The 13,494-nt window shown below is 46.8% G+C and carries 11 protein-coding genes; 3 read left to right on the plus strand and 8 right to left on the minus strand.

What is annotated here, in order from left to right:
• Positions 1-575: 575 nt before the first annotated feature.
• The 4 genes from ASF12_RS04830 to ASF12_RS04845 all read right to left on the minus strand — a co-directional run bounded on the left by ASF12_RS04830 (position 576) and on the right by ASF12_RS04845 (position 4,317).
• A complete protein-coding gene (locus ASF12_RS04830) occupies positions 576-1,163 on the minus strand; it encodes an NAD(P)H-dependent oxidoreductase (protein WP_056030267.1) in 588 nt (195 codons plus the stop codon).
• Between the two features lie 33 nt (positions 1,164-1,196).
• Positions 1,197-1,622 (minus strand): MarR family winged helix-turn-helix transcriptional regulator, encoded by a 426-nt coding sequence (locus ASF12_RS04835; protein ID WP_056032827.1) that lies wholly within the window; start codon positions 1,620-1,622, stop codon positions 1,197-1,199.
• Between the two features lie 162 nt (positions 1,623-1,784).
• Positions 1,785-3,542, minus strand: a complete 1,758-nt coding sequence (locus ASF12_RS04840) for a sensor histidine kinase (RefSeq protein WP_056030269.1) — start codon at positions 3,540-3,542, stop codon at positions 1,785-1,787.
• A gap of 100 nt (positions 3,543-3,642) precedes the next feature.
• Positions 3,643-4,317 carry a tetratricopeptide repeat protein gene (locus ASF12_RS04845; protein WP_056030272.1) on the minus strand — a complete coding sequence of 225 codons (675 nt, stop codon included), beginning with the start codon at positions 4,315-4,317 and terminating at the stop codon, positions 3,643-3,645.
• A gap of 218 nt (positions 4,318-4,535) precedes the next feature.
• On the opposite strand from ASF12_RS04845, the gene ASF12_RS04850 reads away from it, so the two are divergent.
• Both ASF12_RS04850 and ASF12_RS04855 read left to right on the plus strand, forming a co-directional pair.
• Complete coding sequence (locus tag ASF12_RS04850) at positions 4,536-4,760, plus strand: helix-turn-helix domain-containing protein (RefSeq protein WP_006040330.1); 225 nt, start codon at positions 4,536-4,538, stop codon at positions 4,758-4,760.
• Between the two features lie 297 nt (positions 4,761-5,057).
• Positions 5,058-6,668, plus strand: coding sequence for a pectate lyase family protein (locus ASF12_RS04855; protein ID WP_056032829.1), 1,611 nt, complete (start codon positions 5,058-5,060; stop codon positions 6,666-6,668).
• A gap of 904 nt (positions 6,669-7,572) precedes the next feature.
• Here the strand turns inward: ASF12_RS04855 and ASF12_RS04860 are convergent.
• Together ASF12_RS04860 and ASF12_RS04865 are read right to left on the minus strand one after the other, a co-directional pair.
• Complete coding sequence (locus tag ASF12_RS04860; protein WP_056030275.1) at positions 7,573-8,796, minus strand: MFS transporter; 1,224 nt, start codon at positions 8,794-8,796, stop codon at positions 7,573-7,575.
• Between the two features lie 247 nt (positions 8,797-9,043).
• Entirely contained in the window at positions 9,044-9,835 is a 792-nt protein-coding gene (locus tag ASF12_RS04865; RefSeq protein ID WP_056030278.1) for a YhcN/YlaJ family sporulation lipoprotein, read from the minus strand.
• A gap of 168 nt (positions 9,836-10,003) precedes the next feature.
• Here ASF12_RS04865 and ASF12_RS04870 point away from each other — a divergent pair, with 168 nt between their 5' ends.
• A complete protein-coding gene (locus tag ASF12_RS04870) occupies positions 10,004-11,047 on the plus strand; it encodes a ketoacyl-ACP synthase III (protein ID WP_056030281.1) in 1,044 nt (347 codons plus the stop codon).
• 35 nt (positions 11,048-11,082) lie between these two features.
• On the opposite strand, the gene ASF12_RS04875 is transcribed toward ASF12_RS04870, so the two are convergent.
• Positions 11,083-12,204, minus strand: coding sequence for a CgeB family protein (locus tag ASF12_RS04875; RefSeq protein ID WP_056030283.1), 1,122 nt, complete (start codon positions 12,202-12,204; stop codon positions 11,083-11,085).
• Complete coding sequence (locus tag ASF12_RS04880; protein ID WP_056030286.1) at positions 12,197-13,315, minus strand: CgeB family protein; 1,119 nt, start codon at positions 13,313-13,315, stop codon at positions 12,197-12,199. Before ASF12_RS04880 ends, ASF12_RS04875 begins: the two co-directional genes overlap by 8 nt.
• Positions 13,316-13,494: the final 179 nt, after the last annotated feature.

Here is a 13,494-nt window from a genome sequence, read left to right on the forward strand (position 1 = left end):
ACGACTTTCCGAGAAGTCTGCTGCGCTGACAAGAAGAGACAACCAACCTTTATGGTAAGATGCAAACCATCATCAGCTTGATAAGAACTTTAATCGAATTGGAAAAGGCGGCTATTTCACTTGAGGATGCCAAAATCAGGCTTATGACATCATAAAAAAACAAGGAAATCCCCAGCAGTCAACGCCGAAGAATTGCCTTGTTTTTATTTATAATGAGAGAAAAACTACCTCCTTTTTTTGAAGGACTGAGGTTCCGCTATTCTGGCTTATAAGAAGATTTGAGGTCGTGCGCGGACAGGAAATCCGTTATTTCCTTGATTTTCCCTTCAAAATAATGTTTGGCAGCGCATTAGCGTCTACTGAGTCCGCATCCTCAACCAAAACCTGTGATTCGGCTGGAATAGCGGCCGCTGTGTCCACCAAAGGTCCATGCACGAAGCTGCCTTTCGGTGCGCAGGTTCCTGCTCATTTCTGTACTCATCACTGCCAGAAAGAGCCTAGAAAAAAAGCCTCTAGCCGAGCTGCTTAATTAGCAGTCGTGCCAGAGGCTAATAGATCATACTCGCTACCATTCATTAAGCCTGAAATGCCGTCTTAACCGTCTGTTCTACCTGCTGCAAGTTCGCTTTCAGCTCCGCTTCGCCGATTTGGCCAATGCTGCCGAAGAACAGATGTCCAACGGACTTTATGCCGACAAAATCAAAAATGCCCGTATCGGAAGTCATTTTCATGCCGGCAGTCATGCCGTTTTGATCGTAAATTTCACTTGGCGTGCCGTGCGTATTAATAATAAAGCCTTTTTTGCCGGTAAGCAGCTTGTCAATGCCGGTTTCTCCATACGCATAAGCGTAACCGTAAGCAAATACGCGATCAACATAGCCTTTCAAAATAGCAGGAAGACCCGTCCACCAAATCGGAGAAATAAAGGTAATCGCATCTGCTTCAGTCACATACTTCTGCTCTGTCAAAATATCTTCAGGCGTCTGGCCAGCACGCATGGCTGCTGTGTCTTCCAGGGTAAGCACCGGCTGAAATTTCAGCGCATACAAGTCACGCACCGTTACTTCATGACCTTCAGCTTTCAAGCTTTGTACCGCTGTGTCCAAAATGGCACGGTTGTAGCTATCTTCGTTCGGATGGGCAAATACGATAAGATGTTTCATAGAAAAATGCCTCCTAAATAATCGTTGGATTTTTTAAAACCGGCTGTGTACTTGCTCCAGCAGCTGCTCTAGCTGCAAGCTCTGCTCCTCACTTAAGCCGCCGTAAATCACGTCATTGACCTGCTGGGAAATAGCTAGAAAAATCGGTTCCAGCCCTAGGCCCCTCTCGGTTAAAACGATCAGTGAGACTCGGCTGTCCCTCTCGTCCTTTGCCCGCTCTACATACCCAAGCTGCTCCAGCTTGTTGATGAGCACGGTCGTCGTCGGCTGTGTGCGATGGATTTTCTCCGATAATGCCTTGACAGACAGCGGCTGCTTCTCCCGATATAAAAACATGAGAATATCGCCGTGCGAAGGTACTATTCCCGTAATTTGCTTCGCTTCCAGCTCGCTTACAATCAGCTTATTGGCTTTGTCTCGAATTTTAGCAACTAATGACAATGCGTTGTGTTTTATCATATTGCGATTATACATAGATGTCTATGTATTTTCAAGCACTTATTATTTCAATGCTAGTATTTCCCTCGCTATGCTCAAAATAATCACAAGAACGGCTTAGCCATAAAAAAAGCAGCTCCTGGCTTTCATGAGAAAAGCAGGAGCTGCTGTAGGGCAAAACGATTAAATTTTATGAGGAATCGTTATAAAAAAGGTCAGACGGTCAGGTCCATCGGCATAAATGTCAATTGTTCCTTTATACTTGTCTACAATAGATTTCACGATGGACAAGCCCAGCCCTTGGTGATCCTGATCACCCTTCGTGGAATAGCCCGCTTGGAAAAGCGGCATGGCCGCCACCTTCTCAGCATCCTCGCATGTATTCGTAATCGTAAATTCTAGAAAGCCGTTTCGCTGCAAGCCTTGCAGCTCAACCACTCGCATGCTCTCCGGATATCTCATCGTCTCATCGAAGGCATTGTCAATGAGATTGCCGAGAATACGGTTCAAATCAAGCGTTTTGACGCCCATTTCCAGCTTGTCGAAGCTTGTAAAAGTACACTCAAACATAATTCGGTAGCTTTCCGCCTGCGAAGTTTTTGAGCGAATGAGCGCGGCAATCGCCGGATTGCCAATATTAATAATATCGTTCATTTGCCGAATTTCGCCCGTCAGCTCCTTCGTATACGCAATGAGCTCCTCATGCTTGTTCAATTCTGCAAGCGAATGGATCGTCTGCACATGGTTGAGAAAATCATGGCGCTGCGCCCGAATCGATTGAAACATCTGATTGATTTCATCGACGTACGTTTGCTGAGTGACCTGCACGGCATTATCACGCGAACGGCGGTAATAGTTCATCACGACACCTGCCGTCACTAGGCTAAGCGCCGTTACAAGGACAATAATGATGGCAATATTCAGCAGCTGCGTAGACATTTGGTCACGAATAACCTGATAATCGGACACCAGCGTCAGCACATAGCTGTCCATTGGCACGCCGTTCTCATCCACAATATTCAGTCCTTTGTCCTCGGTAAAGACGGGAATGAACATTTTGAAAACATGCTTGCCGCCCACTACCTCATCGACGGTTACATTTTGCTTCGTGTTGAAGGCCTTCGACACATTAGCTACGTCGCTGTCCGCAACATAATTATAGCTCCCGTACAAGATCGGCTGCTGCAAAATATGCTCCTGCACATCGCCATTCGGGTGAACCGTCTCAAAAGGGCCTTTCGCAAACGTCTCCGGATTAAGCACTGTAACTTCCAGAAGCGCTTTATTGCTTGCAATCGTCTTCTTAATCAACGAATCTACACCTGTCAGCTCCTCGTATTCCGCCAGCTTCGTGTAGCTGACATAAGGATCGGTTATGTAATTCGTCGTCCCGTCAAAATAATAGCCCCATTTATAAATGCTGCCTGGATCGGTAGAAGCCACCTCGAATGGACCGCTCCAAAAGTTGGGCAGCGATTTGCCAAGCCAGTCGATTTCCACATTTCGCTGATCAAACAGCTGGTTAAACACGATAAACCAAGGGTCCCAAGATTTTGTGCTTTTGCCTAGCTGCGTTTTATCGGACGATTTATATAATAAAATATCGTCCTTCACGCGTTTAAGCAGCGTAATGTGGTTGACGCCAAGCTTCGCGCTCAGCTCCACCAATTGCTCATTCGTTACTTTATCGACGTCGGGATCAAGGGCATATTGGGCAGCAATCGATACGACCCGAAGCTCGTCGCCGATTAAATCCTGATAACGCTCCGCCCCTAGCCGCGATTGCTCCACTGAAAACTCAATCTGCCTGGCCACGGCGGCAACTTCCCGATTTAACGCATCTTCCAATGATTCTTTCGTTAAAAAATAATAAGCTGTGTTATTCAATAAAATAATGACCACAATAACTGAAATCGCCATAAACCATATATTTCGCTGCATGTATTGCTCCTCTATCGTGTACGCTATTAATTAGATTATGTACGATTTTTAGGCAAACGACAATAAACGTTTTTTAAACGCCGCATTGCAATCTTTGCCATTACTTGCTCCATCTTCTGAACCACAAGCGAAGAGCCCATTTTCGCTCGCCGCGTTTTTTATATTTGGGCAGCGTTCGATAAATGCGCAAGCCTTCCTCAATTGCGTTTTTCGCATCCTGCTCCTTGCCCATCGTCTTGTATATGCCCGCAAGGCGCTCGTAAGCCTCGCAGGAGGACGATTGAATGCTTTGAAACGCTTCAATATATGAAATAGCCTGAGATGCATCTTTGCCTGCATACAACGCAGCCAAACGCAAATACGGCGCGCCGTATTTCACCCGCTCGTTTAAAGTTAGCGCCCGTTTAATGGCCGCTTCGCCGCGCTCCGTCTGTCCCGTTTGCAGCAGGCAAAGGCCAAGGTCATCCCAATATTCGGCGGAATCCTCCAGCGTATGCTCCATAGGAGAAAGCCAGGCTAACGCTTCGTTATATTTTTTCTTCTCGATTAAAATTCTCGCGATTTCCTGTTTGGAGGACACATCATTGGGAGCCATATCGACATGGCGTCTCAGCTTTCTGAGCTGGCTCGATCTTCGCAAAGGACGCACAAAGCTAGGCGTCAAGCCGACAAATCGGCGATCCAGCGCATACAAAATAAGCAGCAGCACGATAATCGCAATAAACGGATTTCCCGTGAGCCAAGTCAAGAAGAAAAATAAAAAGATTTTACTCATTCGTTCCTCCCATGCCTGAATAACACCGCGAGCATATACAGCAGGGGCTCCGGCGTCGATTGGTTAAATTTTCATCTATCATACCATAAAATTCTCCGCTTGCGCCCAATTTCTCCGCCAACAGCACCATTAGTACCCGTCATTCATACTATATTTTGACTGTATCCCTTAACCTTGTTAAACCATAAAAACCCAAGCAAGGAGGGGTGACTGAAAAGGTGAAAGGTAGCGACCATAAGAGCAAGTTTTTACTGACACATCGTGAGCGCGAGGTATTCGAGCTTCTAGTCCAAGACAAAACAACACGAGATATTGCGCAACAGCTGTTCATTAGCGAGAAGACCGTCCGCAACCATATCTCTAATGTGATGCAAAAATTAAACGTTAAAGGTCGTTCGCAAGCGGTTGTCGAGCTAATCAAGCTCGGGGAGCTGCAGATTTAATTCACGGCTCTCCCTTCTTTATTGCTTTGGCAAAAGCCATTTGCTAATAGGTTGTTACCATTTATGGTATTTCGCGAGGCAGCATAGTGCGCTATGCTGTCTTTATTTTTGGTTCTGAAGCAAAGCTGATACCACAGCAAATCCATTTTTTCCCAAGCCCCTTTAGTCTCTTTTCATTATAAGGAGGTGGTACAAGCTCTGAATCAACAGAGCCTGCAGCGAGGCAACCGACAACAGCTAGTTTACAGACTAGATCGTTTTCCATAAACCCAGAACGAGGAGGCGTAACGGTTGAAAATGTCCAAATCCTTTCGATTCGCCAGCATCACCCTTTGCTTCGCTCTAATTTTGAGTGTATGGCCATTCACTGCTTCTATTCCAAAGGCCGAGGCTGCTAATGCCAGCTCCTACCCCTATCAAGCGATGAGACTGGAAAATGTCAACAAAGGCTGGAACTTGAACATTCTCGGCTACAGCAGCAATTCTGAAGTGAACGTATGGCCTACGAATGGAGAAAGCAACGAAAGATGGCGATTTGAAACGACAGACGGAGAGTACTTCAAGCTCATTAATGAAAAAACAGGCCTGCTGCTCTCTCCGCTTAATTGGTCCTTGGCAGATGGAACAGCGGCCGTGCTTTATGCAGACTCGAACAGAAACGAGCAATTGTGGAAAATAGTTGGCAACGATACCGATGTTAATGACGACTATATTTCCTATCATGTCTTAAATAAAGCTGACAGCACGAAGGCACTTATCCTTAATTTATCGACAAATAAAACGATGATAGGCACCTATGCAGGCAGCACTACCCACAAGTGGAAGCTCGTCTCAGACGGACTTGTCGGCTTTGCCGGATTCGCCAAAGATTTGAACGGGTACAATAAAACCGGAACGATCGGCGGCTTGCTGGGAAAAACGGTTTTCGTCCATACGCTTGCCGAGCTGAAAACCGCCTTGCTCGATACAAAGCCGCTGACGATCGTCATTTCCAGCAATATCGACAATGCCAACTCGGAGGTTTACGATTTACGGATCGCCTCCAATAAGACGATTATCGGATCCTTTGCAGCCAACAGGCTGACAGATGCGCGTCTGCGCACCGATGACTATTTTAAGGCAGAGGGCGTCAGCAACAATGTCATCATTAAAAACATCAACTTTGAAATCAAAAACAGGAGAGATGTTGTGACCGTCGCCATCTACGGGTCCCGCAACGTATGGATTGACCATAACACCTTTACCTCCTCACTCGGCATTGATGTTGGCGAGGTCGGCAAATTTATTTGGGTCAATACGAGCGTTTATTCCAACACCGACCCGGATTATGTCACCATATCCTACAACAAGCTTTCTAACCGCTATTGGACAGTCGCTTTCGGCACAGTAACCGCACTGAACAAAAATAATGCGACAGTTATGCTCAACAACTTTAATTCGACCGTTCGCAGAACGCCGCAATCGGGCAACGGCCGGCTGCATGTATTAAATAATTTGATTCAGCGGACGCTGCCAAGCACGGATGACGCCGGCTATGCAGCCATTATCGGCGGCTCGGGCGCACACGTATATTCGGATTCCAACATATTCCATAATTTCAAGAAAGAATCCAGCGGTTATTGGGATACGGAAATTACGATTGATTCAAATGCTACCATCAAAGATGTTGGCTCCTATACAAATAAAGGTGAAAATGCGCCGGTAGCGACGCCTTATGCCCTGCCAACTCCAGCCGGTAAGGTGACGACCTTCAATCCCGCCACCAAATACAGCTATCCAATATTGAAAGCGTATACAGCGTCAGGAAACGACGTAAAAACCTTCGCAACCCATTTTGCAGGTGCCGTAAGCAGCGCCTCAAGCTTGAAATACATTCATTATCCTGAATTCGCAAACTACCTGCAATAAGCTTTAGAATACGACTTGTGAAATTTTTATAATGCAAAAAAAAGCGCAAATACCGAGGCTGCTCGAGCGTCAGTACTTGCGCTTTCTCCTTCATCGTTGCCTACTTTAGCAATAATCAATTTGCATCGTTCCACGTGCTTGCTCCTTGCACAAAGATAGAATTGTTGGACACAGCAGCCTCTATTCCAACAAAACCACGGGTATGGCATGTGTTGCGGACTCAGGAGCCGCTAATACGCTGACAAAAGCCTTTTTGATAGGATAAGGAGGGCAATAGCGGATTTCATGTCCGCTTACTATCTGAAATCTTAACAATAGCCACAATAGCGGAACCTCAGTCCTCAAAAAAAGGAGGGATCATCCCGAGCTCTGTGATCACACACAGCTACAGTGATTTCAGCAACAATCGTATGTTGCTATTCCCCAGCCTTGGATTGTTTGATGAAATTTTCCTCGAACAAGTGCTGAGCATGGAGCAACAGGCCGACTCCGGTTTTCATACTCCCTCTAGTAAGAAAAATATATAAATCGCCCATTGGGTAATTCAGATTGATACTCTTCAAATCGAGCATATTGAGATTGATGTAGGAATGCTTCCTAATTCACATAAAGGTTTGCTTGGTTTAGATATTCTGAGGGCCTATGGTTTTATTGTAGATATGAACAAGTTAGAACTTCTCTCATCTCTTTCGGCTTTAGACACTTGAATCGCCTTTCACATCAATAGCCCCTTTTCTAAAAGTTTAAGTTTTGCTTTACATTTCCTGTTTGTGTGCTTGAAATTGTATCACATTAGTGATGCAAAAATTAAACGTTAGACCGAGCAATCAATTAAAGTAATATAAGAAGAATAAAAATGGAGTAGAGGTCGCCCTACATTTAGGGCAACCTCTACTCTATTTTACTACCCCTCCAAAACCGCAGGCTGCTCCACCCGCATGCGCTGGAACAAGGCAAATAGGACAGCACTGGTCAAAATAATGACAATCCCCGACCAGAAAAACCATGCCTGTACGCCATACTTATCGACAACAGGTCCTGCTAATGCCAGCCCGATTGGCGAAGAGAACATCATCACGCTTGTAACGAGAGAAATCACACGTCCCAGCATCGAAGGGTCAAATGCCCTTTGGATCATCGCCATATATGGCCCATTGAAGAAGGGCGCTGCCGCTCCCATAAAAAACGACACAATGACGAACAGTATGAACGCCTCCTTGCTGACCACGCCGCTAAGCAAACAGGTCAGACCAATCACAGCCAAGCTCAGGCTCATATATGTGATGTCCTTCCATTTTGAAGCGACTACCGACAGCAGCACGCCACCCACAATCATGCCAATACCAAAAATCGCTTCAACGATGCTTGCACTGTAACCCCCACGCCCAAAATGAGTCAACGTCATATAAGGAAACAAGGTCGCCAAAGGCATAAACACAGTGGAGAAAATAGCGGTAGCCAACGTAATCACGATTACGGGCTTTACTTTAATGAAAGCATCCCAGCCTAGCTTAAACTCTTTGATAAAAGAGGGAGCTTGTGTCGCCTCCGGCTTTGGCTGATGAATTTTAACAAACAATAACATGACATTTGCAATAAGCGCACCAGCCACATCAAGCAATAGCACCGTTCCAAGCGAGGTCGCTGAATAAACAGCAATGCCAAGCGCCGGCCCGATTATACTCGAAAAAGAATAAACCATCTGCTGCCAGCCCGCTACACGCGTCAACTGATCAACAGGCGCCAATAATGGAATGGCCGCTTGAAAGGATGGCCCATGGAATGCAGAAGCGGCAGAACGAACCATTAAAATAACATAGACAAACGCTAAACTCGGTTCTCCAAAAAAGAAATAAACACCTAAAACCAAACTAAAAAAGGCGATCGCACTATCAGCTATAATCATCGTCAGTTTACGGTTCCAGCGGTCCAGCCACACCCCAATAAAGGAGCCTAAAACAGCCTGTGGCAAAAATCCTGCCAAACCCGCTATCATTAAAACCGAAGCGGACCCCGACGTTTGCGTCAAATGCCAAATCACCGAAAACTGCACCATCGAACTCGTTAGTATGGAAAAGATTTGTCCACTGAAAATAATCGCGAACGTTTTTTGCCATTTAAGCTGCATGATTATAGTCTCCTTCATTCATTTTGACTATTACATATGCACCTCAAATTAACGTAAACGCATGAAATGGGCCAAAGTAGACACCTCCTAAAAATTAACATTATTATAGCAAATAATAGTGAGGCAGAAAAGACAAATTAAGCTGAACGCAAACGAAAGCAGCCGGCTCTGATTCGCCGGCTGCTTTATCATAGATGCTTTTACGTGCGTCACGCTGAATGCGTCATGCCTTATTTTTCACTAAACGTTAGTCGTAAATCATCGGGCTGCTTCTGTGGGCATTTGTATAATTATCGCGGTCTGTACGGTCGGTCATGCTGCGATAGTTCATGTTGCCATCGTAACCACGCGTTTCAATTTTGTTAGCGTTGGCCGGGAACAAGCGCTCAGCCATTGCATTAAATTCGACTAGGAAGCCTTGGATCGGATGACCGTTGCGAACATCAGTCATGTAGCTCGTCATACGGCCGACAAAATCGGGATTAGCCGATACGTAGACATTGTCTACACCTGGCTTCACCTTTTTGACTTCCTTGGCAATTTCGGCTTTAATTTGCTGAGTCAGCGCATTTTCGCCTGTGCTCATCGTGTTCATGCGGCGTTGGTAATTCGAGCCGTCACGGCCCATATAGCTGGAGTTGGTGCGGCTCATCAGCTTTTTATCGCCATTTTTGAGATTGTCCTCAAAGGATACCGCCACATAGGCATTGTTATCGGTCAGCAAAACGTTTGCGGATTTTACGTTATGCTTATTGGCAATACGTTTCGCAATTTCTTCGCTCATTTCCATTTTATAATTTTTATGACTACCTACAATATTATTGCCTCGGATGCTTTTTCCATTTACGTAATTTTTCTCATTCATATGATCGTTAGCGAAACGATCGTTTAACATTCTGTTCCCATTTGCATCTTCCCTTACCATTTTGGTGCGAATGTTCTTATTTCCCAAATCCCCTTGATTGGCTGCACAGCCTGTCAACATGGCGCTAAGCAGGGCGCCTGCGGACAAGACAGCAAAAAAATTCGTTTTACGCATGTGCCGTATTCCTCCCTTGTTGTTGTTTACAGGCCTCATGACCCGCTATTAGGATGGGCGATCGGGATTCAGACTATGCACCAATTGGACTTGACAAAATGTATGGAGAGGAGTAATTTATTATCAGGTATTAGCATCTGGTACTAAATTATGAAGGAGTTGTTTTTCATGACCATTTCCACTCTCTTACAATCCCATGCAGCAGTAACGGCTATCGGCACTTATGTACCTGATCGCATTTTAAGCAATTCAGATTTAGAAAAGCTTGTAGATACTTCGGATGAATGGATTTTTCAACGTACAGGCATCCGCGAGCGCCGAATAGCCCAAGAACAGCAATATGCCAGCGATTTGGCCATTGAAGCCGTTCGCGATTTAATCCACAGATATAACAAAACCGTTCATGATGTCGACTACATCATCGTTGCAACTTCCACACCGGATGCTTTCGTCCCAAGTGTAGCTTCACGAGTGCAGGCTTCTTTCGGCATGAAGGGCTGCGGAAATGCTGATTTGCAAGCCGCTTGCGCCGGCTTCACGTCCGCCCTGCAAATGGCCAATGGCCTATTGCTCTCCAAGCTTTGCCGCAAAATTTTAATTATTGGCACCGAAACCCTTTCGCGCGCTACCGACTATACAGACCGGACGACCTGCATTTTATTCGGCGATGGTGCCGGTGCCATGCTCGTTGAAACGCTGGAGATGGGAGCCGATTTAAGCAGTGCGTCTACCGCTGGTTCTACACTGCCTGCTGGCGACATACTCGCTTCAAATGCGAGCACCGATGGTGAGCAGGGGCATCACGTATACCGCAGCAGCCTGGCGCCACACATCGGCAGCTTCGAGCTTTCACAAAATAACATGCTCGTCCAAAATGGACGGGAAGTGTATCGCTGGGCGTTAAGCCGCGTAGCAGCAGGCGTTCAAGAGCTGCTGGACGGCAGCGGCCACACCGCTCAGACGATTGACTGGTTCGTTCCGCACAATGCCAATCAGCGTATTATAGATGCTTTATGCGAGCGTATCGGTTTTGAAGAGCAGCAGGCGCTGTCCAGCATTGAGCATTATGGCAACACCTCTGCCGCTTCCATTCCGCTTGCGCTGGATGCAGCCGTCAAAGACGGCAGAGTGAAGCCGGGTCATCTGCTGCTGTTATATGGTTTTGGAGGCGGACTTACGCAATCTGGCGTTATTATGCGGTGGTCCATTTAAGCTGCCGCAGCTAGAACAGCGTGCCCCAAGCCTCATTATGAAAATAAAATGGACAGCATCGCATGCAGCCTATGGGCATAAGTATGCTCGCTCAGCGTGCGATGCATGCCGCGAATGGCAATTTCCTTGCGCTCATTTTCATGATTCAAATAATAGTCCAGCTTTTCCACCATATCCTGCGGAGATTCATACGTCACAATTTCCACACCCGGTGTGTAGAAAGAAACGAGATCTTCCCGCACATCCGTTAGCTGGAGTACAGCACAAGCCGAAATTTCAAATGTGCGCGGATTTGGCGAAGCCGCCGTTATTCCTAGACTGTTGCTGTTAAATAAAGCATCATCATGAGCCCGGTGCATATTGATGACGATTTTGGACGCATTATAAGCAAGCGCCGTATCCTGCGGAGTCATCCATTCTCCTAGATTGATTTTAGATCGCAGCCTATCGAAATGTTCCAGCCGATCCCACCATATCCCCGATATGAGAGTATCTTTGGTAGCCAGATAGGAAGCTGCCTCGTTAAAATATTGAACTCTGTTCAAATAGCCCGAGCCGATGAAGCTGATCTCCTTGCGTTTGCTGCGCTGCGGGTTCATCGGCCTGAACTGGGCAGGCATGACGCAGAACGGCAAATAATGCACATTGGCACATCCGCGTTCCTGATAAAGCGCTACACAATTTCGATCAAGCGTAAACACGGTATCATAATGCGGGGCAAGCGTTGTCGTGATATCCGCGTAATAAGGGTCATCTGTAAACCAAATAGCTGTACGAATGCCCAAAGCGCGCATGGCATCAATTTGCGCTACATCAAACTGCAGCCCATCCAGCACAATAACATAATCCGGACGAGCTTGCGCGGCGATTTCTGCTACAGGCTCCCCCGTCTTCACGACAGTTAGCTGAGCGACCATTCCCGATAATGTAGCGGCTACCGCTTCATCCAGCGGCGAATAAGGAAATCCCTTTCCTGTGGACACGTACATGACATGTACAGGCCATACTCCTACTATGGGGGGGATACGGCTAATAACCGACTCGCATTGGCCAATCCAATAACCGTCCCCCCAGCCTGCATGGTAGCCTGCAGCTCTCCCTAGTTCCACTTCAGTAGGCGGAATCTGCCTTTGTCGCAAAGCCGATCGTTTAGCCATTCGGCTCTCCCTCCCTCATAATAAGCTGTAATAACTGCACGGCACGTGCTCTGAATGTATGGTCTCTCAGCGTCCGGCGCAGACCATTAACTGCGATCCGGCTGCGGGCTTCCTCATTTTTCAAATAAAAATCGATTTTTGCTGCGAGCTCCTCAGCATCTTGAAAAGTCTCAATTTCCTGTTCAGGCGTGTAATAATACGGCAAGTCCTCACGAATATCCGTTAGTTGAAAAGTGCCGCAAGCGGCAATCTCATACGTTCGCGGATTGATCGAGCGCCCCGGGCTTTGTAAAGCATTAAAATTGTCTGAGCCTGCCTCTGTCGTTCGATGAATATTAATGACGATTTTAGCGCTGTTATAATAAGGGATCGTCTGTTCAGCACTCAACCAGTCGGTATGAATAAACGGCTGCAGCCGCTTATAGGCCGCTAAACGCTCCCATAGCCCCCCGGACAAAAAGATTTTGCGCCTCTTTGCCAGCAACCGCTCGCTAATGGCATCAAGAAGCCCGATTCGGTTCCAAAATCCTTGCCCAATAAAGCAAACATCGCTGGCAAAAGCTGAATCCTTTCGCTGCGGCCGATACAAGCCGGAATGCACCGCCAAAGGCAAATAATGTACGTTGGTGCAGCCAATGCTGCGATACAGCTCAAGTGTCCCAAGCTCATGCGTCAGCACGATATCATAATGCGGCGCTGCTATAACCGTCTTCTCTGTCATATATGGATCATCTACGAACCATACCGCTGTGCGGATGCCGCGCTGCTTGACCTCGCCGATCTGCTGAAGATGATTGGCTGGAAAAGTATGCAGGCCGTTCATCACAAGCACGATGTCGGGGGAAATAGCTGCCGCTTGCTCAGCAAGCTGTTCTGCGCTTCCGACATGAAGCTCGGTTACACTCGCTTGCAGCGCCTCAATGAGGCCCGTGTCAATGGCTTCAAATCCTTGCGGAATATAGAGCATTCGCATTGGAACGGGCGTCAGCTCCGGCGGAGGCAACAGTCCGCTTATTGCTTCGCAAGCGCCGTCTCGCCAGCCGGTATGAAAGCCGGTTTCATACCCACTTTGCCGTACTTGCTTGCGGGAATTATTTTTTCTGGCTACCATTTGCTGCACCGCCTTGCTTCGATTTCAATCGCTGCACAACACGCTTCCAATATGTATATGTCAAAAACAGACCAGCTAAGCGGCACTTATCCCTGCATCGCAAAAATTGGCGTTTAACCTGCTTTTTCCGCCAAGATTTTTGCCATATATGGATAGGAACACAGCTTGTCCTCAGGCCA

This window comes from Paenibacillus sp. Leaf72 (assembly GCF_001422685.1).
Lineage (GTDB): Bacteria > Bacillota > Bacilli > Paenibacillales > Paenibacillaceae > Pristimantibacillus.